Origin of the sequence: Nocardioides sambongensis (genome assembly GCF_006494815.1) — a bacterium.
In the GTDB taxonomy this organism is placed as follows: Bacteria; Actinomycetota; Actinomycetes; order Propionibacteriales; family Nocardioidaceae; genus Nocardioides; species Nocardioides sambongensis.
In genome coordinates, this window is the sequence record NZ_CP041091.1 from 1,813,997 (window position 1) to 1,836,564 (window position 22,568).

The 22,568-nt window shown below is 73.3% G+C and carries 26 protein-coding genes and 1 pseudogene; 6 read left to right on the forward strand and 21 right to left on the reverse strand.

The window, feature by feature from the left end; translation table 11 throughout:
• Positions 1-45: 45 nt before the first annotated feature.
• From FIV43_RS08440 to FIV43_RS08495, 12 genes are read right to left on the reverse strand one after another with little or no spacing between them, the layout of a single operon-like run.
• Positions 46-762: a Trp biosynthesis-associated membrane protein gene (locus FIV43_RS08440; protein WP_141013768.1), complete on the reverse strand. Its 717-nt coding sequence runs from the start codon at positions 760-762 to the stop codon at positions 46-48.
• On the reverse strand, positions 755-1,120 hold the full coding sequence (gene hisI, locus FIV43_RS08445) for a phosphoribosyl-AMP cyclohydrolase (RefSeq protein WP_141013769.1): 366 nt from the start codon (positions 1,118-1,120) through the stop codon (positions 755-757). Before hisI ends, FIV43_RS08440 begins: the two co-directional genes overlap by 8 nt.
• Positions 1,117-2,985: an ABC transporter ATP-binding protein gene (locus tag FIV43_RS08450; RefSeq protein WP_141013770.1), complete on the reverse strand. Its 1,869-nt coding sequence runs from the start codon at positions 2,983-2,985 to the stop codon at positions 1,117-1,119. The genes hisI and FIV43_RS08450 overlap by 4 nt, the downstream gene beginning before the upstream one ends.
• Positions 2,982-4,760, reverse strand: a complete 1,779-nt coding sequence (locus FIV43_RS08455; RefSeq protein ID WP_231123840.1) for an ABC transporter ATP-binding protein — start codon at positions 4,758-4,760, stop codon at positions 2,982-2,984. Before FIV43_RS08455 ends, FIV43_RS08450 begins: the two co-directional genes overlap by 4 nt.
• 50 nt (positions 4,761-4,810) lie before the next feature.
• On the reverse strand, positions 4,811-5,215 hold the full coding sequence (locus FIV43_RS08460; RefSeq protein WP_141013771.1) for a YjbQ family protein: 405 nt from the start codon (positions 5,213-5,215) through the stop codon (positions 4,811-4,813).
• Between the two features lie 36 nt (positions 5,216-5,251).
• A complete protein-coding gene (locus FIV43_RS08465) occupies positions 5,252-6,427 on the reverse strand; it encodes a sensor histidine kinase (RefSeq protein ID WP_141013772.1) in 1,176 nt (391 codons plus the stop codon).
• Positions 6,424-7,119: a response regulator transcription factor gene (locus FIV43_RS08470; RefSeq protein WP_141013773.1), complete on the reverse strand. Its 696-nt coding sequence runs from the start codon at positions 7,117-7,119 to the stop codon at positions 6,424-6,426. Before FIV43_RS08470 ends, FIV43_RS08465 begins: the two co-directional genes overlap by 4 nt.
• On the reverse strand, positions 7,088-7,546 hold the full coding sequence (locus FIV43_RS08475) for a hypothetical protein (RefSeq protein WP_141013774.1): 459 nt from the start codon (positions 7,544-7,546) through the stop codon (positions 7,088-7,090). Before FIV43_RS08475 ends, FIV43_RS08470 begins: the two co-directional genes overlap by 32 nt.
• Positions 7,543-8,709 (reverse strand): molybdopterin-dependent oxidoreductase, encoded by a 1,167-nt coding sequence (locus FIV43_RS08480; protein WP_231123841.1) that lies wholly within the window; start codon positions 8,707-8,709, stop codon positions 7,543-7,545. The genes FIV43_RS08475 and FIV43_RS08480 overlap by 4 nt, the downstream gene beginning before the upstream one ends.
• Complete coding sequence (locus tag FIV43_RS08485) at positions 8,706-9,362, reverse strand: class I SAM-dependent methyltransferase (protein ID WP_181407729.1); 657 nt, start codon at positions 9,360-9,362, stop codon at positions 8,706-8,708. The genes FIV43_RS08480 and FIV43_RS08485 overlap by 4 nt, the downstream gene beginning before the upstream one ends.
• Positions 9,359-10,012 carry a TIGR04282 family arsenosugar biosynthesis glycosyltransferase gene (locus FIV43_RS08490; RefSeq protein ID WP_141013775.1) on the reverse strand — a complete coding sequence of 218 codons (654 nt, stop codon included), beginning with the start codon at positions 10,010-10,012 and terminating at the stop codon, positions 9,359-9,361. Before FIV43_RS08490 ends, FIV43_RS08485 begins: the two co-directional genes overlap by 4 nt.
• On the reverse strand, positions 10,009-10,686 hold the full coding sequence (locus FIV43_RS08495) for a glycosyltransferase family 2 protein (RefSeq protein WP_141013776.1): 678 nt from the start codon (positions 10,684-10,686) through the stop codon (positions 10,009-10,011). The genes FIV43_RS08490 and FIV43_RS08495 overlap by 4 nt, the downstream gene beginning before the upstream one ends.
• A 110-nt stretch (positions 10,687-10,796) precedes the next feature.
• Here FIV43_RS08495 and FIV43_RS22195 point away from each other — a divergent pair, with 110 nt between their 5' ends.
• Positions 10,797-11,351, forward strand: a complete 555-nt coding sequence (locus FIV43_RS22195; RefSeq protein ID WP_231123842.1) for a hypothetical protein — start codon at positions 10,797-10,799, stop codon at positions 11,349-11,351.
• Positions 11,282-12,130, forward strand: coding sequence for a hypothetical protein (locus FIV43_RS22200; RefSeq protein ID WP_231123843.1), 849 nt, complete (start codon positions 11,282-11,284; stop codon positions 12,128-12,130). Before FIV43_RS22195 ends, FIV43_RS22200 begins: the two co-directional genes overlap by 70 nt.
• A gap of 49 nt (positions 12,131-12,179) precedes the next feature.
• Here FIV43_RS22200 and FIV43_RS08505 read toward each other — a convergent pair whose 3' ends face one another.
• Complete coding sequence (locus FIV43_RS08505) at positions 12,180-13,223, reverse strand: NAD-dependent epimerase/dehydratase family protein (protein WP_141013777.1); 1,044 nt, start codon at positions 13,221-13,223, stop codon at positions 12,180-12,182.
• Between the two features lie 3 nt (positions 13,224-13,226).
• Positions 13,227-14,023, reverse strand: a pseudogene (locus tag FIV43_RS23760) (S-methyl-5'-thioadenosine phosphorylase).
• Positions 14,024-14,150: 127 nt separating this feature from the next.
• Here FIV43_RS23760 and FIV43_RS08515 point away from each other — a divergent pair.
• Entirely contained in the window at positions 14,151-14,516 is a 366-nt protein-coding gene (locus FIV43_RS08515; protein ID WP_141013778.1) for an MmcQ/YjbR family DNA-binding protein, read from the forward strand.
• 89 nt (positions 14,517-14,605) lie between these two features.
• On the opposite strand, the gene FIV43_RS08520 is transcribed toward FIV43_RS08515, so the two are convergent.
• The gene (locus FIV43_RS08520) at positions 14,606-14,947 is read right to left on the reverse strand and encodes a hypothetical protein (RefSeq protein WP_141013779.1); all 342 of its coding nucleotides are present in this window, start codon (positions 14,945-14,947) and stop codon (positions 14,606-14,608) included.
• A gap of 156 nt (positions 14,948-15,103) precedes the next feature.
• On the opposite strand from FIV43_RS08520, the gene FIV43_RS08525 reads away from it, so the two are divergent.
• The gene (locus FIV43_RS08525) at positions 15,104-15,637 is read left to right on the forward strand and encodes a DUF6318 family protein (RefSeq protein WP_141013780.1); all 534 of its coding nucleotides are present in this window, start codon (positions 15,104-15,106) and stop codon (positions 15,635-15,637) included.
• Positions 15,638-16,011: 374 nt separating this feature from the next.
• Positions 16,012-16,443, forward strand: a complete 432-nt coding sequence (locus tag FIV43_RS08530) for a PKD domain-containing protein (protein WP_141013781.1) — start codon at positions 16,012-16,014, stop codon at positions 16,441-16,443.
• A 15-nt stretch (positions 16,444-16,458) separates the two neighbouring features.
• Here FIV43_RS08530 and hisF read toward each other — a convergent pair whose 3' ends face one another.
• From hisF to hisD, 6 genes are all read right to left on the reverse strand, one after another.
• Positions 16,459-17,229, reverse strand: a complete 771-nt coding sequence (hisF, locus tag FIV43_RS08535; RefSeq protein ID WP_141013782.1) for an imidazole glycerol phosphate synthase subunit HisF — start codon at positions 17,227-17,229, stop codon at positions 16,459-16,461.
• Between the two features lie 4 nt (positions 17,230-17,233).
• Positions 17,234-17,983: a bifunctional 1-(5-phosphoribosyl)-5-((5-phosphoribosylamino)methylideneamino)imidazole-4-carboxamide isomerase/phosphoribosylanthranilate isomerase PriA gene (priA, locus tag FIV43_RS08540; protein ID WP_141015825.1), complete on the reverse strand. Its 750-nt coding sequence runs from the start codon at positions 17,981-17,983 to the stop codon at positions 17,234-17,236.
• Positions 17,984-18,042: 59 nt separating this feature from the next.
• Positions 18,043-18,696 (reverse strand): imidazole glycerol phosphate synthase subunit HisH, encoded by a 654-nt coding sequence (hisH, locus tag FIV43_RS08545; protein WP_231123845.1) that lies wholly within the window; start codon positions 18,694-18,696, stop codon positions 18,043-18,045.
• Positions 18,697-18,762: 66 nt separating this feature from the next.
• Entirely contained in the window at positions 18,763-19,383 is a 621-nt protein-coding gene (gene hisB, locus FIV43_RS08550) for an imidazoleglycerol-phosphate dehydratase HisB (protein WP_141013783.1), read from the reverse strand.
• The gene (locus tag FIV43_RS08555) at positions 19,380-20,507 is read right to left on the reverse strand and encodes a histidinol-phosphate transaminase (protein ID WP_141013784.1); all 1,128 of its coding nucleotides are present in this window, start codon (positions 20,505-20,507) and stop codon (positions 19,380-19,382) included. The genes hisB and FIV43_RS08555 overlap by 4 nt, the downstream gene beginning before the upstream one ends.
• Positions 20,504-21,799 (reverse strand): histidinol dehydrogenase, encoded by a 1,296-nt coding sequence (gene hisD, locus FIV43_RS08560; protein WP_141015827.1) that lies wholly within the window; start codon positions 21,797-21,799, stop codon positions 20,504-20,506. Before hisD ends, FIV43_RS08555 begins: the two co-directional genes overlap by 4 nt.
• 101 nt (positions 21,800-21,900) lie before the next feature.
• Here hisD and FIV43_RS08565 point away from each other — a divergent pair, with 101 nt between their 5' ends.
• Positions 21,901-22,566 carry an LON peptidase substrate-binding domain-containing protein gene (locus tag FIV43_RS08565; protein WP_141013785.1) on the forward strand — a complete coding sequence of 222 codons (666 nt, stop codon included), beginning with the start codon at positions 21,901-21,903 and terminating at the stop codon, positions 22,564-22,566.
• The last annotated feature ends 2 nt before the right edge of the window (positions 22,567-22,568 follow it).

Genomic DNA, 22,568 nt, shown 5'->3' on the forward strand with positions numbered 1-22,568 from the left:
GAGTCAGGGAACGAAACTGAGCCGCCGACGGCGGCAGCAGGGATTCTACGCAGTCGGGTCCTGTCCCTCGTCGAGGGACTTCCACACGTCGAGGTGGCTGCGCTCCTCGATCGGCTCCGTGACGGTGGTGGCGGTGCTGCCGGCGGCCGTCGGCGCGTCGTAGCGCGACCCCATCTCCGGCCACTGCGGCGCCCAGGCGACGGCCGCGGCGGAGGCGGCCAGGCCGAGCAGGCCGCCGGCCAGGGTGGCCCACAGCCAGGTGGTCGGTTCGAGGTCGATCCGGCTCAGTCCCGAGGCGCCGATCCGTTCGGCGATGTCGCCCGCGGCGTCCTCGTCCTGGACGAACCCGCCGACCACGACCACGGCCACGATGCCGAGCGAGGCGAGCGCGGCCAGGACGGCGACCAGGCGGCGGAACCGTCCCCGGGCCACCAGGATCACTCCCCAGCAGGCCAGCGAGACCAGGGCGAGCGCGCCGGCCAGCGGGAACTCCACCCGGTTGATGTCGGCATAGGCCTCGCCGGCGAACATCGTCGACCCGATCGAGGACCAGTAGGCGGCCGGCACCTCGAGCATCGCGCGGTGCCCACCCACCGCGGCCAGCCCGGAGCCGGCCAGGCCGACCAGCACCGCCGGACCGAACGTACGACGTCGCGATCGCCTGCCGTCGTGGCCGTCGTGGCCGATGGGGTCGCCCACGTCGTCGTGGGCGTCGTCGTGGGCGTCGTCGTGGGCGCCGCTCGGGCGGCTCTCCTCAGCCATCGACGAGCCCGTCGTCGAAGCAGGTCCGCGCCCCGGTGTGGCAGGCCACGCCGACCTGGTCCACCTTCACCAGGAGGGTGTCGCCGTCGCAGTCCAGCCGGACCTCGACCACGCGCTGCGGGTTGCCGGAGGTCTCCCCCTTCACCCAGTACTCCTGACGGGAGCGGCTGTAGTAGGTCGCCCGTCCGGTGGCCAGGGTGCGGTGCAGCGCCTCGTCGTCCATCCAGGCCAGCATCAGCACCTCGCCGGTGTCGTGCTGCTGCACCACCGCCGGCACCAGTCCGTCGGCGTTCCGCTTGAGTCGGTCGGCGAGCGCCGGCGCGAGTGCGGAGCCTGGGCGTGGGTCGGGCGTGGTCACGGCTCGATGATAGGTGTGCCGTGTTGGGCGACCCAGGACCGGTACAGCCGACCGTAGGCACTGTCGGGCTCGGCGACGAGCAGGGCGTGCGGCCCCTGCTGGACGATCCGCCCGGCGTCCACCACGACCACCTCGTCGGCCGCCTCCGCGGTGGAGAGCCGGTGCGCGATCGTGACCGAGGTCCGGCCCGCCATCAGCCGCTCGAGGGCGCGACCGATCCGCATCTCCAGCTCGGGGTCGACCGCGCTGGTCGCCTCGTCCAGCACCAACAGGTCCGGGTCGGCCAGCTGGGCGCGCAGCAGGGCGACCAACTGGCGCTCACCGGCCGATAGCGACTCCCCGCGCTGGCCCACCTCGGTGGCCAGGCCGTCGGGCAGGCCGCGCAGCCAGTCGCCCAGCCCGAGGGCCTCGGCGGCCGCGGTGATCTCCGCGTCGGTCGCGCCGGCCCGCCCGTAGCGCACGTTGGCGGCGACGGTGTCGTCGAAGAGGAAGCCCTCCTGCGGCACCAGCACCACCCGGGCGCGCAGGCTGTCCTCGGCGATCTCGCGCAGGTCGGTGCCGTCGATCAGCACCCGCCCGCCGCTGGGGTCCATCAACCGGGTCAGCAGCTTGGCCAGCGTCGACTTGCCCGAGCCGGTCTCGCCGACCACCGCGACCCGACGTCCCGCCGGGATGCTGAGGTCGATGTCGCGCAGCACCGGCCGGCCGCCGGGGTAGGCGAACCGGACGTCCTCGAACAGCACGTCCACCGGGCGGTGCGGCAGCCGCACCCCGTCCGGACCGGGGTCGACGAGGTCGGCCGGGGTGTCCAGGATGCCGATCACCCTGCGCCACCCGGCGATCGCGTTCTGGGCGTCGGTGAGGATCTGGGTGCCCATCTGCACCGGGCCGACGAACAGGGTCACCAGGAACGCGAAGGCGAGCACCTGACCCGCGGTGATGCTGCCCTCCTCGCTCCCCCAGACCCGGCCCTGGCCGAGCCAGATCCCCACGATGAGGACCCCTGCGTTGGCCAGCCCGGCGGAGATGCCGCCGAGGGAGAAGGAGAACGCGGTGAACCCCTGGGCCCGGGTGCTGGCGGCCTTGTGGGCGTCGATCGCGGTGTCGATCCGCTCCTGGGTGCGCTCCTCGATGGCGTAGGACCGGACCACCGCGGCACCGACCACGGGCTCGGAGACGGCCGAGAGCAGGACGCCGACCTGGCGTCGTACGGTGCCGTAGGCGGCGGACAGCCGACGCTGGAAGAACCGCAGGCTCAGGAAGAGCGGGGCGAAGCAGAGCCACACCACGAGGGCGAGCTGCCAGCTGTAGACGATCATCACGATGGTCGCGATCAGCACCTGCCCCACGCTGACCACCGCCAGCAGCCCGCCGAAGACGAGGAACTGGCTGACCTGGTCGACGTCGCTGGTCACCCGGGAGACCAGCGCCCCGCGCCGCTCGGTGTTCTGGGTGAGCAGCGGCAGGTCGTGCACGTGCCGGAACGCCTTGACCCGGAGCGTGGCGAGGCCGCGCTCGGAGGTGTCGAACAACCGCGCCGTCATCTTGTACGACGCCCAGCTGGTGATCAGCAGGCCGAGCCCGGCGAGCGTCGCCATCAGCGTGGTGAAGGAGGCGTCCGGCCCCTGCTCCGCCTGGAGTCCGTGGTCGATGGTCTGCTGCACCGCGACCGGCACCACGATCTGGCCCAGCGAGGCCAGCACCGCCAGCCCGAGGGTCACCCAGATCCCGTCGACGAGCTCGGGCGAGTGCCGCACACCGCGCCGGATCGTCTGCCAGGCGCCGATGTCCTCCCCGGTGTGCAGGGCGGTGCCGGCCGAGGCCTCGGCGGTGTCGGTCGCTCCGGCGGATGTGGTGGCATTCATGCGGTCACCTCCTCGGTCTCGTAGGCGTTGACCAGGCGCGCGTAGTCGGCGTTGCGGGCGACCAGGTCGGCGTGGGTCCCCCGGTCCGCGATGGCGCCGTCCACCAGGAAGAGGACCTCGTCCGCGAGCCCGATCGTGGCCTTGCGGTAGGCGACCACGAGCAGGGTGGCGCCGGCGCCGTCGGGGCGCTCGCGCAGCGCGGCGAGGATCCGCGCCTCGACGTCGGGGTCGACCGCCGAGGTGGCGTCGTCGAGCAGCAGCAGGCGCGGGGTGCGGACCAGGGCACGGGCGAGTGAGATCCGCTGCCGCTGACCGCCCGAGAGCGAGGTGCCGCGCTCCCCCAGGCGGGTGTCCAGGCCGTGCGGCAGCGCCGCCACGAAGCCGTCGGCCTGCGCGGTGCGCAGGGAGCTCCAGATCTCCTCGTCGCTCACCTCGGCACCGAGCGTGATGTTGCCGCGGACGGTGTCGTCGAAGAGGAAGGCGGTCTGCGGCACCACGGCCAGGGCGTCGGCCAGCTCGCCGCGCCGCAGGTCGCGCAGGTCCACCCCGTCGATGCGGATGGCGCCGTCGCCGACGTCGACCAGCCGGGTCAGCAGGGTGGTCAGGGTGCTCTTGCCGGACGCGGTCGCGCCGACCAGGGCGACCGTGCGGCCGGGCTCGACGGCGAAGGTCAGGTCCCGCAGCAGCGGCCGGTCGGGCTCGTAGCCGAAGTCGACCGCGTCGACCTCCAGCCGGGCGCCGGGCGCCGCGGGGTCCGCCGGCAGCCGCTGGTCGCCGTACGGCATGGCGCCGGTGGCGGCGAGCACCGAGGAGACCCGGCGGAAGCCGACCACGCTGCGCGGGAAGTCGCCCAGCAGCCAGCCGATCGAGCGGATCGGGAAGGAGACCACGGTGAGCAGGTAGGCGATGGTGACCACGTCTCCGGCATCGGTGGCGCCGGAGACCACCCGCTGCACGCCGATGACCAGCACCACCAGCACCGCGAGGTTGGGGAGCGCGGCGAGCGCCGGGTCGAAGGCCGCCCGGATCCGGCCCACCCGGAGGTTCGCCTCGCGCAGCTCGTCCGCCTTCGCGGCGAACCGGGCGGTCTCCTCGGGCTCGCGCCCCAGGGTCTTGACCACCATCGCGCCGTCGAAGGACTCGTGCGCGATCTCGGAGAGCTCGGCCCGCAGCTGCTGGGCCCGGGTGGCCCAACCCGACGCCAGTCGTTGGTAGACCACGTTGGTCACGATCACCAGCGGGAAGACCAGCAGGCCCACCGCGGCGAGGACCAGGTCGGCCAGCAGCATCTGCACGACCGCGATCACCATCATCGCCAGCGTCCCGACGGCCATCGGGAGCGGCGCGATCGGCCCCCAGGCCGCCTCGACGTCGGCGTTCGCGTTGGACAGCAGCTCGCCGGTCGGGTGCTTCTGGTGCCACGACATCGGCAGGCCGAGGTACTGCCGGGTGACTGCACGGCGGCTGTGCGCCTGCATCCGGTACTGCATCACGCCGGCGCCGAGGCGGCGGGCGACGATGCCCACGGCGCGCAGGATCGCGACGCCCACGAACAGGCCGAGCACCGCCCACAGCATGTCGGCGCCGATCTCGCCGTCGCGGAACGCCGGCAGCACCACGTTGTCGGTGGACCAGCCGAGCACCCAGGCGTCGGCGACGGTGAGCGCTCCGAAGAGCACGCTGCCCAGGGTGGAGAGGGTGAAGATCCAGGGCTCCCGCTTGATCGCGACCCAGAGGACCCCGAAACCGGCTGCCGTCGTCCCTCGTCCTCTCACCTGCACAACCAGTCCCAACCCCGCAGTGCGATCGCGGTATTCCCGGCCGATCAGCCCGCCACGAAGCTGAACCGCACCTCACGCACCGCGTTGTCCACGTTGAGGTCGACCAGGCAGATGCTCTGCCAGGTGCCCAGGGCCAGCCGGCCGTCGAGGACCGGCACCGTCGCGTACGGCGGGACCAGCGCGGGCATCACGTGCGAGCGACCGTGACCGGGGCTCCCGTGGCGGTGGCGCCAGCGGTCGTCGGCGGGCAGCAGGTCGCCCAGCGCGGCGAGCAGGTCGTCGTCGCTGCCGGCGCCGGTCTCCAGGATCGCCAGGCCGGCGGTGGCGTGCGGGACGAAGACGTGCAGCAGGCCGTCGCCGCGCCCCGCGGCGAAGGCGGCGACATCCCGGGTCAGGTCGAGGACGACCTCGACGCCACCGGTCGTGTACGAGTGCACCTCGGAGTCCATGCGCCCATCGTGACAGGCCCCCGGCGCAGCGGCGGGTCAGCCGGACGGTGCGGACGCTGGCAAGGTGACCCGGAAGCAGCAGCCACTGCGGTCCTCGCGGTTCTCCACCGCCACCGCCCCCTGGTGGGCCTCGACGATGCCCTTCACGATCGCCAGGCCCAGGCCGGCCCCGCGACTCTCGTCGGGTTGCGGCGTCCGGGCCGGGGCCGCGCGCCACGCGACGTCGAAGACCCGGACCATCTCGGTGGGCGGCAGGCCCCCGCAGCCGTCGCTGACGCTGATCTCGACGCCCGCCTCCTGCCCGTCCAGCCGGCGTCCGCGGACCTCGACCGCTCCGCCCGGCCGGGTGTGCCGGACCGCGTTGGAGACGAGGTTGTCGAGCACCCGGGCGATGCCGGCCGGGTCGGCGTGCAGCTCGACCTCGCGGTCCACCTCGCCGGTCAGCCGGATGCCGCGGGCGCGGGCCACCGGGTCGGCACCCGCGATCGCCTCGCTGACCAGGTCCGCGACCAGCACCGGCTCGGGCATCAGGGTGAGCACGCCGGCGTGGATCCGGGAGAGCTCGAAGAGATCGTCGACCATGCCGGACATCCGGTCCACCTCGGCCCGGATCCGGCGCTGGTATCCCGCCGGATCCGGCGCCAGACCGTCCTCCAGGGCCTCAGACATCGCACGCAGGCCCGCCAGCGGCGTCCGCAGGTCGTGGGAGACCCAGGAGACCAGCTCGCGGCGCGCCTCCTCCGCACGCCGTTCCCGCTCCGAGGCCTCGCGCAGCCGTTCCCGGGTCGCGGAGAGCTCGGTGGCCAGCGCGGCCAGCTCCGCCGGCGGAGCGTCCGCGGCGCTGCCGCCCACCGACCCGGCTCCGGGCGCGTCAGTCACTCCGTCGCCGAAGGCGCGCACCTGGGCGTGCAGCGCCTCGGACCAGCGGGCGATCATCGCGGCGACGACCAGCGCCACCCCGATCGCCACCACCGCCGCCGCCGAGCTCACCACCGACATCACCAGCAGGTCGTGCGGCGAGATGAACATCAGCCGGGCGACCGCGGTGGCCCCGAGGTAGGCGCCGGCGACCCCGATGGTGGCGACCAGCGCCAGCTGCCAGCGGATCGACCGGCGGCGCAGCAGCCGCCCGGCCAGCAGGCCCAGTGCTCCGACCAGCAGCGCCGCCGACGCCGCGACCGCGACGATGGTGACCACGTCCGAGAAGGTCATGCCGTCGCCTCCGCCGCCGTCTCCCAGCGGTAGCCGACGCCCCAGACGGTGACCAGGCTGATCGGACGTCGCGGGTCCGGCTCGATCTTCTCCCGCAGACGACGTACGTGCACGGTGACGGTGGACTGGTCCCCCACGGTCCATCCCCAGACCTGGCGGAGCAGGTCCTCACGGGTGAAGGCGGTGCCCGGGTGGGCGAGCAGGAAGCTCAGCAGCTCGAACTCCCGGGTGGTCAGGGCGAGATCCTCGCCGCCGCGGGTGGCGACGCGCCGGGCTCCGTCCACCACCAGGTCACCGTCGCACAGCAGCGTCGGCGCCGCGCCGTCCCGGTGGGTACGACGCAGCAGCGAGTCCACCCGGAGGGTGAGCTCGCGGGGGCTGAACGGCTTGCCCACGTAGTCGTCGGCGCCGAGCTCGAGCCCGTGCACCCGGTCGGTCTCGTGACCGAGCGCGGTGAGCATGATGATCGGGATGTCGCTCATCGACCGCAGCCGGCGGCACACCTCGCGTCCGTCCAGTCCGGGCAGCATCACGTCCAGGACGACGAGGTCGGCGCGGTCCTCGCGGACCGCCTTGATCGCCTCCAGCCCGTTGTCGGTCTCGACCACGGCGTGCCCTCGGGCGCGCAGGTAGGAGGTGAGCACCTCACGCACGGTGAGGTCATCGTCGACGACGAGCACCCGGGCCACCATCACTCCTTCCGGGACGTTCTTCGGAGACTAGCCCGGTGAGTGCGAGAAGCGTGGCGGCGAGCAACGAGAAGGCCGCCACCAGGACCCAGCCGATGCCGTAGTCGCCCGGCAGCAGGGTGTCGTTGGTCGGCTCCTCGCCGAACCCTCCCAGCACCGGCACCGCCACCAGGGTGACCGTGCCGAGCACCACCAGGACCACCGCGGCGGCCGCCGCCGGCCGGCGCGGCACACCGGTACGACGAACCACCGCACGCGCCCCCCAGCCCAGCCCGATCGCGATCGGAGCCAGCACCGCGTCGTGCACGAGCACGGCCACGGCCGCCCAGACCACCGTCGCGCGGACCGCGGCGCCGTCCTGGGTGGTGAGCAGCAGCCAGCCCCCGTAGCCCGCGACCAGGACGCCCAGGAGGACCAGCAGCCGGCTCACCCGGTCACCTCCAGCCGGTCGACCCACTTGGTCTGCAGGACGCCGGGTCGGTTGGGCGCGATCACCCGCGCCGGGTAGCCGTGGTCGAGCGAGAGGGTGCTCCCGTTCAGCGTCAGCGCCAGCAGCGTGCGCTCGTCAGCGGTGAAGTTCGGCGGCAGCACGCTGGAGCGGCTGCCGCCGCTGCGCTGCAGCGAGGAGACCGCCACCTCCGCCGCGGCGGGTGCGCCGACCAGCGCGACCAGGTCGCGGACCCGGACGCCGGTCCAGGTGGCCGACGCACTCCAACCCTCGACGCAGGCGATCGGCAGGTCGACCGTGTGCTGGCTCATCCGCTCCAGGTCGGCGCGGCCGAGCCGGACCGACCGGTCGCCGTACCGGATCTCGCAGGTCCAGTCGGTCGCGGTGGCGGCCTCCTCGACGCCGGCGGACTCGGCGGTGCGGTTGACCGGGACGCCGCCCGGGCCGCCGGATCGGCGTGCCGCGAGCACCGCGAAGCGGTCCAGCACCGGCAGCGTGCCGCCCGCCGAGGCGACCGCGGCGACAGCGGCGGCCAGCCAGGTGGTGCGCAGCAGTCCGCGGCGGCTCACCATCCCCGGGGCGACGGCGGCGGGCCGGTCGGCATCGCTCGCGTCGACGTCACGGCCGAGCACCTCCCGGATCAGCGGCAGCTTGATGCCGATGTGGACGAGCAGGGCCCCGATCGCGACCCAGGCGATGGCGTAGTGCGATCCCCGGAAGGAGAAGCTCCACGGGTACCACTGGGTGACGTTGGCCAGCCCGGTGGAGATCTGGAACAGCGCCGCGCCGACCAGCACGGCGATCGACCCCCGCTCGAGGACGACGCGCACCAGCGCCCGGCCGGGCCGCGGCATCCGTGCGAAGAGCAGCGGGTAGACCGTCCAGAGCTTGACCAGCAGCAGCGGGACGGCGGCGGTGCCGGCCAGCACGTGCAGTGCCTGGTTGACCCGGTAGCCCCACGACGGATCGGTCGGGAACGGCACCGGCGGCCGGTCGAGCTGCGCGTAGTGGCTGACCAGCCCGGTGAGGAAGGCCACCGCGAAACAGACGCCGAGCCACATCCCGACCCGCGCGGCGACGGCCGCGCTGCGCAGTCGTGAGCTGAAGTCCGCCTCCCGCGGCGGGTGCAGCGACGCCGGGCTCACGGCGCCACCCCCAGCACCGCGCACCAGCGTCCGCCGTAGTGCTCGACCGCGCGAGCCACCATCCCGGCCCGATCGGCCACCTCCGGAAGCGCGTCGACCCCGAGCCAGGCCCACCGGAAGGGCGCACTGGTGGCGCAGGCACAGGCCAGGCGCGTGGCTCGGGTGCCGCTCGGTGTCCCGGGTGCCCCGACCTCGACCACGATCCGGCCGTCGGGGGCGATCACGTCGCGGAGTCGGCGCAGCAGCGCGGCCGGGTCGCCGCCGATGCCGATGTTGCCGTCGGCGAGCAGCGCCGTGCCCCAGCGGCCTTCCGCCGGCACCCGCGTGAAGACGTCCCGGCGCAACGCCGAGGCGCCCCGCGCGCGGGTCTGGCGGACCGCCTCGGCCACGACGTCGATGCCGAGGGAGAGGTGACCACCGCTGGCGAGCTCGGCGGTGAGCCGCCCCGGACCGCAGCCCACGTCGAGCGTGGGTCCGGCACAGTGCCGCAACAGCAGGTGGTCGGCCGGGTCCGCCGCCCGGGTCCAGTCCTGGACCGGCAGCCTGACCGGCGCCTGGTCGGCGATCTGAACGCTGCACGGCTCTCCCTGGAGCGCGTGGGCGAAGACGGTCTCCGAGGTGAGAGAGCCGGCGTCCGGGATCGCGGCCGTCACCGGAGCACCGCCTCGGCGGCGCGAGCGGTGCGGCTGCCGCCGACCAGCGCGGCCACGGCAGCCAGATCGGCGACCTCGTCGATGTCGCGCAGCACGGGTGCGGTGCCGACCTGCAGTCCCGCCTCGGTCAGCGCCCGGTGGGTCAGCCGTCCCGTCTCCTCGGTCGACATCGGCACCCCGGCCACCGCAGCGGCGGCGGCGGGATCGGTGAGACCGAGGAGCCACCACCCGCCATCCTCGGCCGCCCCCAGCACCGCGTCGTGGTCCGCCAGCCGGGCCGCCGCCTGGTGCAGCAGCGCAGGGGTGACCTGCGGGGTGTCCATCCCGATCTGGATCGTCGGGGCTCCGGACTCCTCGAACGCGGCAGCGATCCGGGCGCCCAGACCGCTGCCACGCTGGGGCGCCACCGACCACCCCGCCAGTGCGCTCCGCAGGGCCGCGGCCTCGACCGCGTCGTCGAGGTCGCCGGCCAGCGCCAGCCGGCAGCGGTCCGGACCGACGGCGCCGGTGCAGGCGTCGAGGGTGTCGAGCAGGGAGGCGGCCGCGACCCGGGCGGCGGCGGCGTCCCCGACCGTCGCCGCCAGCCGGGTCTTCACCCGACCCGGCACGGGCGCCTTGGCCACCACCAGCACCGTGGGATCGGCGGTCACGAGCGGGCCCTCCGGGTGACGCGCAGGACGCGCAGGAAGTCGCGGGCCGCCAACACCGTGCCGCGCAGCGAGCCGGAGACCTTCGACCGCGTCCCCGGCGTGCGCGGGTGGTAGGCGACGTCGCGCTCGACGATCCGCCACTTCGCGTCCGCCGCACGCTGCACCAGCTCGACCGGATAGCCGAAGCGGCGGTCCTGGACGCCGAGGCCGAGCAGGTCGGCGCGTCTGGCCACCCGCAACGGACCCAGGTCGTGCAGCGCCACCCCGGTGCGACGGCGCAGCACCGCGAGCACCAGCGCGTTCCCCACCCGGGCGGGCCACGGCGGGCGGGCCTCGGGGGCGGGCACCCGCCGGCCCATCGCGAGGTCGGCCCGTCCGTCGCGCACCAGTGCCAGCAGCGGCAGCACGTCGTCCGGATCGAACGAGCCGTCCCCGTCCATCACCGCGACGTAGGTCGTGCCGGCCGCCTCGATCCCGGCCTGGACCGCCGCGCCGTAGCCGGGCGTGCTCTCGACGACCACGGTCGCTCCGGCGCTCCGGGCGACCTCGGCGGTCCGGTCCGAGGAGCCGTTGTCCACCACGATCACGCCGAGGCCGTCGGGCACCCGGGGCAGGAGGGCGCGCAGCGCCGCCTCCTCGTCACGGCAGGGCAACACCAGCTGGCAGTCGGTCACCACTCCAACGTAGGCACCTGCGCGGCTCCGGCGGCGCCCCAATCCTTACGGTCCGGTGACGCCACCCCGCGCCGCCGGGCGACCGCAGGAACGCGACCTAGGGTCGGAGCATGGCCCGCGACCTCGACCACGCCGTCCGGCGCGCGGCGGTCATCGGGCTGGTCGCCGCCGGCCTGCTGGTCCTCGCCGCACTGATCGCCCCACCGTTGCTCGGGTGGGAGGTGCACGAGCGGGCCGACGACATCGCCGGGGTGCCGCCCCTGCACGGGTTCGTCCAGGTCAAGGTCGGCCCGGGCACGCCCGTGGCGGTGTTGATCGGCGTCGCCACGGTCGCCCTCGGACCGGCCCTGGCCGAGCGGCTGGGCTGGGGCCGTCTCCTGCTGGTGACCTGGCTGGCCGGGCTGGGCTGGCTGCTCGGCCTGGCCCTGGTCGACGGCGGCGCCGGGCTGAGCCGGGTCCTCGGCAACCCGCACGAATACCTGGAGACGGCACGCGCGGTCACCTCGGTGCCCGACCTGCTCGCCGGGTACGTCGACCGGATCCCCGAGGACGCCCCGACAACTGGCCGATCCACGTCGCCGGGCATCCCCCGGGGATGCTGCTCTTCTTCGTGCTGCTCGCGAAGGTCGGCCTCGGCGGCGACCTGGCGGCCGGACTGGTGGTGACGCTGGTCGCGTCCACCCTGCCGATCGCCGTGCTGGTGACCCTGCGTGCCCTGGGACGGGTGGACACCGCGCGCGGGGTCGCGCCGTTCCTCGCGGTGAGCCCGGCCGCGATCTTCCTCGCCGTCTCCGCGGACGCGGTGATCGCCACCGTCGTCGCCTGGGGGCTGGCCGCGCTCGCCCTCGCCGCGCGGGGTGGTCCCTCCCCCGGCCGGCTGGCCTGGGCGACGCTGGCCGGCCTCCTCCTGGGCACCTCGGTGATGATGTCCTACGGCATGCCGCTGGCCGGCGTGCTCGCGCTCGCGGTGCTCGTCGCCGCCGGTCGGTGGTGGCCGCTGCCCGTGGCCGCCGCCGCCGCCCTGCTCGTGGCGCTGCTGATGGCGGCCGGCGGGTTCGCTTGGTGGGAGGCCCTGCCGGTACTACGGGAGCGGTACTGGGACGGCATCGCCACGGACCGGCCCGCCTCCTACTGGTGGTGGGGCAACCTGGCGGCGCTGGTGATCAGCGCCGGCCCCGTGGTCGGGGCCTCGCTGGGCGCGGCGTGGGCCTCTCGTCGTACCGAACGGGTGCCGGTGCTGCTGGTGGGTGCGGCCGTCACGGCGGTCGCGTTGGCTGACCTCTCGGGCATGTCGAAGGCCGAGGTGGAGCGGATCTGGCTGCCGTTCGTGCCGTGGCTGATGCTCGGGGCGGCGATGTTGCCGCGCTCGTGGCGGCAGCCGGCCCTCGCGCTGCAGGTGGTGGCCGCGCTGCTGGTGCAGCACCTGCTCTACACCAGCTGGTGACCGGACCGGCTCGTTTGGCTACCGCTCAGCCGCGCAGAGGCGCCAATGCTCAGCCGCGCAGGGGCGCGGTGGCGAACGCGGGCAGGCCCACCTCCGGGGTGACCTCGGCACGGAACCCCAGCTCGGCCGCCGCACGCGCCGGCGAGGCGACCACGTGCCGCACGTCGCCGAGGCGATAGTCCCCGGTGATCGCCGGCTCGATCGGGTGCGCGGCGCCGCGCGCCACCAGGCCGGCCACCTCGGCGATCGTGGTGGGCAGGCCCGAGGCCACGTTGTAGGCCGCGAACGACCCCGGCGCGGCCCCGGCCACCGCCGCCGCGGCGACCACGTTGGCCCGGGCCACGTCGTCGACGTGGACGAAGTCCCGCCGCTGCCGCCCGTCCTCGAAAACCCGCGGCGCCTCGCCGCGCTCGAGGGAGGAGCGGAACATCGCCGCCACACCGGAGTAGGGGGTGTCACGAGGCATCCGGGGGCCGTAGACGTTGTGGTAGCGCAGGGCCACCACGGATCCGCCCGCCTGGCGTGCCCAGGCGGCGGCGTAGTGCTCCTGGGCCACCTTGCTCGCCGCGTAGGCGTTGCGCGGGTCCAGCGGTGCGGACTCATCGACCAGCAGCGACTCCAGCGCGGCCCCGCAGGCGGGGCAGTGCACCTCGAAGTCCCCCGCGTCCAGCGCCGCGCGCTCGCGCGGACCGGGCGACACCTCCCCGTGCGTCGGGCAGGCGTAGGCGCCCTCCCCGTAGACGACCATCGACGACGCGAGCACCAGACGCCGTACGCCGGCTCCGGCGGCCGCCGCGAGCAGGGCCGCGGTGCCCAGGTCGTTGTGGGCGGCGTAGAGCGGGAGGTCGGCGGTGCTGGCGCCGGCACCGACGACGGCCGCCTGGTGGCAGACCACGTCCACCCCGGTGAGCAGGTGCTGCCAGCCGTCGGCGTCGCGGACGTCGAGGACCTCGGTGTGTGGGGGCGCCGCCGCGCCCTGGTGGGCGGCGGGGAGCATCGCGTCGACCCGGACCACCTCGTGGCCCTCCGCGTCCAGGGCGCTGTCGATGGCGGAGCCGATGAAGCCGGCGGAGCCGGTGAGCAGGACTCGCACGGCTCAGCCCGGGACGTCGTAGGTGAGGGTCAGGTCGTCCGCCCAACTGCTGCAGGCGCAGCCGGCCGGATCGCCGAGACGGCCGATCGCGGCGGTGAGGAGCTGACCGAGCCGCGCGAGATTCGCCTCGAAGCGGGCGAAGACCTCGGCCTGGCCGACGCCGCTCCCCGCCTCGGCTCCGGCGTCCATGTCCGTCACCAGCGCCAGCGGTGCGTAGCAGGTGCGCATCTCGCGGGCGAGCACCGCCTCGGGCTGCCCGGTCATGTTGATCAGGGTGCCGCCGGCCGCCGCGTGCTGCCGCGACTCGGCGCGGGTGGAGAACCGCGGGCCCTCGATCACCACCATCGTCCCGCCGTCGACGACGTCGTCCGCGGTCCCGAGCAGCGCGGACCGTACGCCGGCGCAATAGGGGTCGCCGAACGGCACGTGCACCGCGCCCGTCTCCACGTAGGTCTGCCGACGGTTGACCGTGCGGTCGACGAGCTGGTCCGGCACCACCACGTCCCCGGGGCGACGGCGTCGCTCAGTCCACCCACCGCGCAGGGGGCGATGATCTGACGGACGCCGAGCGAACGCAGCGCCCACAGGTTGGCCCGGTAGTTGATCGCGTGGGCGGGGTGACGGTGCTCCGGTCCGTGGCGGGGCAGGAAGGCGACGGCGCGCCCCTCGATCTCCCCGATCGAGATCGGCGCCGAGGGGTCGCCGTACGGGGTCGGCACGTCGTGGTCGACACCGCCGGAGAGGAACGAGTAGAAGCCGGTGCCGCCGATGACGGCGACGTCCGCGTGCGCTGCAGGCATGTCCCCCACTGTTCCACCCGCTGCGCCGGATCCCCCGGCGACGGTGGATCCGTCATCGTTCCGTAAGGGTGCGCGCCGGTGACCGGGGCTCTCCCCAGGTGGCTCCCCGGGTGGCTAACGTCGTGCCATGGACGTGGAGACGCTGCAGGCCCACTGCCTGGCCAAGCCCGGCGCGTGGCCCGACCACCCGTGGGACCACGAGTATCCGGTGGTCAAGGTCGGTGAGGGCGATCGCGGGAAGATCTTCGCCTTCCTCGGCCGGGAGAAGGTGGGCGTGAAGGCCGGCGCCACCCGCGAGGTCGCCGACGAGTGGCTGCAGCGCTATCCCGACGACGCCTCCGTGATGGCCTACATCGGGCGGTCGGGGTGGAACGACCTGCGCCTGGGCGGCGCGATCCCCGACGACGAGCTGCTCGAAGCGGTGGACGACTCCTACCGCGCCGTGGTCGAGAAGCTGCCGAAGTCCCGACGACCGGAGGGCTGGGACGCCTGACCTCCGATCAGCTTGGATTCACCGATGGTCGGCGTAGCGAGCGTCACCAGACGGGTGCGCGCAGTAGCCGAGAATCGGTGAATCCAAGATCAGGGCCGATCGATCGGCTGGACCAGCCGGACGGTCATGTGGAACTGCTTGGTGCTGGCACCCTGGATGACGACCAGGAAACCGTCCGGCCCGTCCTGGAAGACCTCCCGCCCGGACGGCGACCACGGGTCGGGCGGCTTGAACTCGAACGCCGCCTTGCGCGCCGCCTGCCATGCCTCCGCACGCTCGACGAAGACGCTGCGCCCGACCTTGACCACGGTCGGCGGCTTGGCCTGTCCCCCGTTCGCGTACTCGATCACCACCCGCCACGGCCCCTCTCCCGGACCGCCGTAGCGCGGTGTCGGGGACTGGTCGCCGCCGTAGACCTCGTAGTCCGTCATGGCCCGCATCTTCCCGCTCGTGGACGCACCGACACCCGCCGGGTACGGCGCCGCGCGGGTTGTCCACAGAACGACACGGGCTGGTCGCGCCCGCCGAGACACTCGGCTAGTTTCGATGCGCGCCCGGTCCGGCGCACGACTTTCTCGGGAGGACCCATGCACCGGCTGCGCGCACTCGCCGCCACCCTCACCCTCACCTGCGCCCTGACCGCCTGCGGTGACACCGAGGACGAGCCCACGGTCGCACCGGCGCCGACCAGTGACGCGACCAGCGCCCCCACCTCCGCAGCGACCGGCGACGACCCGCTGGTGGCGCCCGAGGACGAGACGGCGCGGGAGTTTCTTCGGCGGTGGGTCGCGCTGATCAACCGGATGCAGTCCACTGGTGATACCGAGTCCTACCTTGCAATCTCAGGTCCCGATTGTGTGTCATGCCACCAGTTCGCTCGGTCGGTCAAGGAGATTTATGCCGCCGGAGGCTCAATTTCTGGTGGGACAGAAACCGTCCGGAGCATTGCCAGAGAAAAGCCATATCAGTGGCTCGTGACTGTCGAGGCAGAGCCAACCCGTTACACGGAGAAGTCGGATGGCCCGACTAAGACGCTCGACGGCGGCGTGCTCAAGTCGAGAGTCTTCGTCGTGGAAGTCGATGGAAACTGGATCGTCGCCGAATCGGAGACGGTCGGGTGAAACTGACTTCTGTCTGCGCCGCCGCAGTTCTCAGCGCTGCAGTCGTCGTTGGTGCACCTTTCCAGGCAGCTAGTAGCCCCACATGCCCTGACGCGAACGCAAACCTCCACGGCGTCACCCAGGTGTGCCCTGAGGACGGACCGCCGACCGGCTCCCCGCTAGGCAACGAAGGAAGCGAAGGTCAGCCGCCAAGAGTCGAGACCAAGCCGATCTGCGGCATGTATGTCGACGGTTGGTGTCAGGCGCCAGCACTGTGTGAGAACACCGAGGGCGACATCAGTTACAGGTACCAAGTTTGGGTGGATGGCAGACCAGCAGGCACCTTTTGCCTTGGGGACGAGGACGAAATCGTTCCCCAATCAGTTCACCCGAGCATGGTGGCGAGGGCCTTCCGCCGCCTCACCTGGCCGGCCTCCACCCTCGTCATCCAACCCACCAACGGCCGCACCCTGGTCAACTTCGACACGAACTTCTACACGACCGACACCGAGCCGATCACGCAGACCGTGCGCCTGCTCGGCCGCCCGATCACGATCGAGGCCACCCCGGTCCAGTACCACTGGCACTTCGACGACGGCGCGAGCCTGACCACCGAGGAGCCGGGCGCGGCCTACCCGGAGCTGACCATCACCCACCGCTACCTGACCACGGGCCGCTACCGTCCCAGCCTGGACACCACCTACGGCGGCCGCTACCGCGTCGGCAACGGGCCCTGGCAGCAGATCCCCGGCACTCACACGGTGGCCGGGGCGGCGCAGAGCCTGCGCGCGATCGAGGCGAGCCCGACCCTGGTCGACCCCGACTGAGAGAAGTCCCGGGGGTCAGCGGACCGGCAGTCCCGCGGCGTCCAGCGCGTCCTTGACCTCGCCGATCCGGAGCGTGCCGAAGTGGAAGACGGTGGCGGCGAGCACCGCGTCGGCACCCGCCTCGACCGCGGGCGGGAAGTGCTCGACCGCACCGGCGCCACCCGAGGCGATCACCGGGATGCTGACCTCGGCGCGCACCGCGCGGATCAGCTCCAGGTCGAAGCCGTCCGTGGTGCCGTCGGCGTCCATCGCGTTCAGCAGGATCTCGCCCGCGCCGAGCTCGGCGGCCCGGACCGCCCACTCGATCGCGTCCACCCCGGCCGACCGGCGGCCACCGTGGGTGGTGACCTCGAAGCCGGAGTCCGTCCGGCTCTCCCCGTGCACCCGGCGGGCGTCGACGGAGAGCACCAGCACCTGGTTGCCGAAGCGGTCAGCGATCTCGGCGATCAGCTCGGGGCGGTCGAGGGCGGCGGTGTTCACCGCGATCTTGTCGGCCCCGGCGCGCAGCATCCGGTCCACGTCCTCGACCGACCGGATGCCGCCGCCGACGGTGAGCGGGATGAAGACCTGCTCGGCGGTGGCCGAGACGATCTCCAGCGTGGTGGCCCGGCCCTCGTGCGAGGCGGAGATGTCCAGGAAGGTCAGCTCGTCGGCGCCCTCGGCGTCGTAGGTGCGGGCCAGCTCGACCGGGTCGCCGGCGTCGCGCAACTCCTTGAAGTTGATCCCCTTGACCACCCGGCCGGCATCCACGTCCAGGCACGGGATGACGCGGACCGCGAGGCTCATCGGCTCAGGCCTTCGCGGACGCGCCACCCGGGAGGGTCAGCGCGAGGGCCTCCTCCAGGGTGAACTGCCCGGTGTAGAGCGCGGTGCCGGCGATCGCGCCCTCGACGCCGATGCCGACCAGCCCCATCAGTGCGCGGATGTCGTCCAGGGTGGTGACGCCACCCGAGGCCACCAGGGGCCGGTCCGTGGCGGCGGCGACGTCGCGCAGCAGCTGCAGGTTCGGGCCCTGCAGCATCCCGTCCTTGTTGACGTCGGTGACGACGTAGCGGGCGCAGCCCTCCGAGTCGAGGCGAGCCAGGGTCTCGTACAGGTCGCCGCCGTCCCGCGTCCAGCCGCGCGCGGCGAGCGTGCGACCGCGGACGTCCAGTCCGACGGCCACCCGGTCGCCGTAGGCGGCGATCGCCTTGGCGCACCACTCCGGCTGCTCCAGGGCGGCGGTGCCGATGTTGACCCGGCGACAACCCGTCGCCATCGCCGCCTCCAGCGACTCGTCGTCCCGGATCCCGCCGCTCATCTCGACCTTGATGTCGAGGCGGCCGACGATCTGGGCCTGCAGCTCGCGGTTGTCGCCGTGCCCGAAGGCGGCGTCCAGGTCCACCAGGTGGATCCACTCCGCGCCGGCCTCCTGCCACCGGAGTGCCGCCTCGATCGGGTCGCCGAACCGCTTCTCGGACCCGTCCACGCCCTGCACCAACTGGACCGCCTGACCGCCCTTGATGTCGACGGCCGGCAACAGCTCCAGGTACTCGCTCACCACGTACTCCTCGTCTCGGTCGTGCTCGACGGGGTCCGCCACGGGACCGCCGTCACGTCTCACAGGGTCTGGACCCAGTTGCGCAGCAGCGCAGCGCCGGCGTCGCCGGACTTCTCGGGGTGGAACTGGGTCGCGCACAGCGGCCCGTTCTCGACCGCCGCGACGAACCGGTCGCCGCCGTGCTCGGCCCAGGTCACCCGCGGTTGGTGCGATTCCGGGGTCCGGTCGTTGGTCACCAGGGTCCAGTCGCGCACGCCGTAGGAGTGCACGAAGTAGAACCGCTCGTCCTCGATGCCGGCGAAGAGGCTCGTCCCATCGGTCACGTCGACGGTGTTCCAGCCCATGTGCGGCACGATCGGCGCCTGGAGGCGCTCGACGACGCCCGGCCACTCGCCACACCCCTGGGTCTCCACACCGTGCTCGATCCCGCGGTCGAAGAGGATCTGCATCCCGACACAGATGCCCAGCACCGGGCGCCCCCCGGAGAGGCGGCGGGCGATGATCCGCTCGCCGCGGATCGCGCGCAGCCCGCGCATGCAGGCCTCGTAGGCGCCGACACCGGGCACCAGCAGACCGTCGGCCGCCAGCGCGGCGTCGAGGTCGCCGGTGAGGGTCACCTCGGCGCCGGCGCGCTCGACCGCCCGCACCGCGGAGCGCAGGTTCCCGGAGCCGTAGTCGAGGACGACCACGGACGGGCGACGCCCGCTAGCCACGGCGCGACGGGGTCCCCGCGGTGGTGGCCACCGCAGGCGCGAGACGACCGGGGACGTCGTGGGTCGTCACAGCGCGCCCTTCGTGGACGGGATCCCGGTCTCGCGCGGGTCCAGGACGATCGCGTCCCGGAACGCACGCGCGAACGCCTTGAACTGGGTCTCCACGATGTGGTGCGGCTCCCGGCCGGCGAGCACCCGGACGTGCAGGGCGAAGTGGCCGTGGAAGGCGAGCGTCTCGAAGACGTGCTGGGTCAGCGACCCCAGGTAGGAGACGCCCGAGCCGCCCAGGGCGACGTACTGCTGTCCCTCCGGCTCGCCGGTGTGCACGCAGTAGGGCCGGCCGGAGACATCGACGACGGCTTGGACCAGCGCCTCGTCCAGCGGCACCGTGGCGTCGCCGAACCGGCGGATGCCCTTCTTGTCCCCGAGCGCGTGGCGGAGCGCCTGGCCGAGCACGATCGCGGTGTCCTCGGTGGTGTGGTGGGCGTCGATGTGCACGTCGCCCGAGCTCTGCACGGTCAGGTCGACCAGCGCGTGACGGGCGAACGCGGTCAGCATGTGGTCGTAGAAGCCGACCCCGGTGGAGATGTCGTGGCGCCCGGTGCCGTCGAGGTCGACCTCGACGAGGACCTTCGACTCGCTCGTCTGCCGCTCGATCCGGGCGGTGCGCTTGCCGGTGCCGCTCATGCTCGTTCTCCGATCGGTTCTCTCTGTACGTCGCTCAACGCCGTGCGGAAGGCGGCCGTCTCCTCGGCGGTGCCGACCGAGACCCGCAGCCAGCCCGCCGGGCCGGTCTCGCGGATCAGCACCCCGCGGTCCAGCAGACCCTGCCAGACCGCGTGGCGGTCCGCGAACCGGCCGAACAGCACGAAGTTCGCGTCCGAGTCGGCCACCTGGTAGCCCTCCGCCCGGAGGTGGTCGACCAGCGCGTCCCGCTCGCGGCGCAGCTCGTCGACCCTGCCGAGCAGCTCGGGGGCGTGGTCGAGCGCCGCCAGCGCCACCGCCTGGGTGACCGCGGACAGGTGGTAGGGCAGGCGCACCACGCGGATCGCCGCGGTGATCGCCGGGTCTGCGGCCAGGTAGCCCAGGCGGAGCCCGGCACCGGCGAACGCCTTGCTCATCGTGCGGGTGACCACCAGGTTGCGGTGGGTGCCGAGCAGCTCCAGCGCGCTGGGGACACCCTCGCGACGGAACTCCCCGTACGCCTCGTCGACCACCACGATCCCGTGGTCACCGACCGCCTGGCACAGCGCGCTCACCGCGTCCGGCGGCAGCGCGGTACCGGTCGGGTTGTTCGGGCTGGGCAGCAGCACCACGCTGGGCCGCTCCCGCGCGACCAGGTCCCGTGCGGCGTCCAAGTCGATCGCGAAGTCGCTCGCGCGACGCCCGGCGACCCACCGGGTGTGGGTGTCGCGGGCGTACTCCGGATACATCGAGTACGTCGGCGCGAAGCTGATCGCGGTGCGTCCCGGACCGCCGAAGGCCTGCAGCAACTGCAGCATCACCTCGTTGGACCCGTTGGCCGCCCACACCATCTCGGGCGTGACGTCCCCGGCGCCCGCGTCCTTCCCCAGGTACGACGCCAGCGCCACCCGCAGGGCGGTGAACTCTCGATCGGGGTAGCGGTTCAGGGTCACCGCGGCCCGCCCGGCGGCGGCGGCGATGTCCGCCGCGCACTCCGGCGAGGGACCGTAGGGGTTCTCGTTGACGTTGAGCTGGACGGGCACGTCGAGCTGCGGCGCGCCGTACGGCTCGATCCCGCGCAGCTCCTCGCGCAGCGGCGGCCAGGCCGCCGCCTCCTCGGCGCTCATCGCTGCATCCGCACCGCGACCGCGGCACCGTGACCGGGGAGGTCCTCGGCCTCGGCGAGGGTGACGACGTGGCCGGCGACCTCGTCGAGCGCCTCCCGGCTGTACTCCACGACGTGGACCGACTTGGTGAACGCACGCACCGAGAGACCCGAGGAGTGGCAGGCGCAGCCACCGGTGGGCAGCACGTGGTTGGAGCCGGCGCAGTAGTCGCCGAGGCTGACCGGCGCGTAGGGACCGACGAAGACCGCTCCCGCGTTGCGGACCCGAGCGGCGCGGTCGGCGGCGTCGGCCGTGTGGATCTCCAGGTGCTCGGCGGCGTAGGCGTTGACCACGTCGAGCCCCTGGTCCAGGTCGTCGACGAGCACCACGCCCGACTGCTTGCCGGCCAGTGAGATCCCGATCCGCTCGCTGTGCTTGGTGGCGGCCACCTGCGTCTCCAGCTCGACGTCCACCGCCTCGGCGAGTGCGGTCGACGGGGTGACCAGCACCGCGGCGGCCAACGGGTCGTGCTCGGCCTGGCTGATCAGGTCGGCGGCGACGAAGGCCGGGTCGGCGGTGTCGTCGGCGAGGATGGCGATCTCGGTGGGCCCGGCCTCGGAGTCGATGCCGACCTGTCCCTTGAGGATCCGCTTGGCGGTCACCACCCAGATGTTGCCGGGCCCGGTGACCAGGTCGACCCGGCGGCACGGGCCGGTGCCGTAGGCGAACATCGCGATCGCCTGGGCACCACCCACGGCGTAGATCTCCTCCACACCGAGCAGCGCGCACGCGGCCAGCACGGTCGGGTGGATCGAGCCGCCGAAGTCCTTCTGGGGCGGGCTCGCCAGCGCGATCGAGCGGACGCCGGCGACCTGCGCGGGCACCACGTTCATCAGCACGCTGGAGACCAGCGGAGCGAGCCCACCGGGCACGTAGAGGCCCACCCGGTCGACCGGCACCTTGCGGTGGGTCACCCGGGCACCCGGGGCGAGATCGGTGACGGCGTCGGCCTCGAGCTCGGCGGCGCAGGTCGCGCGCAGGCGTCGGATCGACTCCTCCAGGCCGGCGCGGATGTCGGGGTCGAGTCGGTCCAGGGCGTCCTGCGCCGCACCGGCGGGCACCCGGATGTCGTCGAGCCGGACACCGTCGAAGCGCTCACCGAGGTCGAGGATCGCGTCCACTCCCCCGGTGCGGACCGCCTCGCAGATCTCGCGCACCGCGGGCACCGCCGCCTCGACGTCGAAGTCGGCCCTCGGGACCGCGGCGCGGTAGTCGACGTGGTGCCCGGATCCCCGCAGGTCGATGCGTCGCATCCGCCGGGTCGATCCTGGGGTCGTCATGGCGCCGATTCTACGGCGCGCCGGGCCACCGCCCTGTGTCGGCGACGCAGGGCGGACCGCCGTAGGGTCGTCGTGTGACCGACGAGCTGCCGCTGTTCCCACTCAACACGGTGGTGTTCCCCGGAGTGACGGTGCCGCTGCACGTGTTCGAGGACCGGTACCGGGCGCTCGTCCGCGACCTGCTGCAGATCGACGACCCCGCTCAACGGGTCTTCGGCACGGTCGCCATCCGCGAGGGCTACGAGGTCGGCGACCACGGCGCGCAGTCGCTCTTCCGCGTGGGGGTGCTGATGCAGCTGACCGAGGTGGAGCGCAACGACGACGGCACCTTCGACGTGGTCGCCGTCGGGCGGGATCGGATCCGGCTCAACGAGGTGCGCCACGGCGGCGAGTACGCGGTGGGCACGGTGGAGGTGCTGCCGGAGCCGGTCGACGACGTCACCGACGGGGTCGCCGAGCGCGCCCGCGCCACGTTCACCGCCTACCGCGCGGTGCTCAGCGAGATCGCCGGCGACCCCTTCTCCGGGACCCTCCCCACCGACCCGATCTACCTCGGCTGGACCCTCGCCGCGTGCGCCCCGCTGCCGATGGCCGAGCGGCAAGGCCTGCTCGAGGCCGAGGGCGCCGACGAGCGCCTGATCGACGTCACCGAGCTGCTGCGGACCGAGCTGGAGGCGATGAACGTGATCGCCTCGCTCCCGGCCACCGAGGTCGCCCGGACCCGCTGGTCCCCCAACTGAGG

Bases quoted from the DNA above. Each gene is read 5' to 3' on its own strand.
- FIV43_RS08530 (WP_141013781.1), top strand. From the start codon at position 16,012: ATGGTGGCGAGGGCCTTCCGCCGCCTCACCTGGCCGGCCTCCACCCTC.
- hisB (WP_141013783.1), bottom strand. From the start codon at position 19,383: ATGAGCGGCACCGGCAAGCGCACCGCCCGGATCGAGCGGCAGACGAGC.
- FIV43_RS08525 (WP_141013780.1), top strand. From the start codon at position 15,104: ATGCACCGGCTGCGCGCACTCGCCGCCACCCTCACCCTCACCTGCGCC.
- FIV43_RS08470 (WP_141013773.1), bottom strand. From the start codon at position 7,119: ATGGTGGCCCGGGTGCTCGTCGTCGACGATGACCTCACCGTGCGTGAG.
- FIV43_RS08520 (WP_141013779.1), bottom strand. From the start codon at position 14,947: ATGACGGACTACGAGGTCTACGGCGGCGACCAGTCCCCGACACCGCGC.
- FIV43_RS08450 (WP_141013770.1), bottom strand. From the start codon at position 2,985: ATGAATGCCACCACATCCGCCGGAGCGACCGACACCGCCGAGGCCTCG.
- FIV43_RS08440 (WP_141013768.1), bottom strand. From the start codon at position 762: ATGGCTGAGGAGAGCCGCCCGAGCGGCGCCCACGACGACGCCCACGAC.
- hisF (WP_141013782.1), bottom strand. From the start codon at position 17,229: ATGAGCCTCGCGGTCCGCGTCATCCCGTGCCTGGACGTGGATGCCGGC.
- hisD (WP_141015827.1), bottom strand. From the start codon at position 21,799: ATGCGACGCATCGACCTGCGGGGATCCGGGCACCACGTCGACTACCGC.
- FIV43_RS08460 (WP_141013771.1), bottom strand. From the start codon at position 5,215: ATGGACTCCGAGGTGCACTCGTACACGACCGGTGGCGTCGAGGTCGTC.
- FIV43_RS22200 (WP_231123843.1), top strand. From the start codon at position 11,282: ATGCTGCTCTTCTTCGTGCTGCTCGCGAAGGTCGGCCTCGGCGGCGAC.
- FIV43_RS22195 (WP_231123842.1), top strand. From the start codon at position 10,797: ATGGCCCGCGACCTCGACCACGCCGTCCGGCGCGCGGCGGTCATCGGG.
- FIV43_RS08555 (WP_141013784.1), bottom strand. From the start codon at position 20,507: ATGAGCGCCGAGGAGGCGGCGGCCTGGCCGCCGCTGCGCGAGGAGCTG.
- FIV43_RS08465 (WP_141013772.1), bottom strand. From the start codon at position 6,427: ATGACCTTCTCGGACGTGGTCACCATCGTCGCGGTCGCGGCGTCGGCG.
- FIV43_RS08515 (WP_141013778.1), top strand. From the start codon at position 14,151: ATGGACGTGGAGACGCTGCAGGCCCACTGCCTGGCCAAGCCCGGCGCG.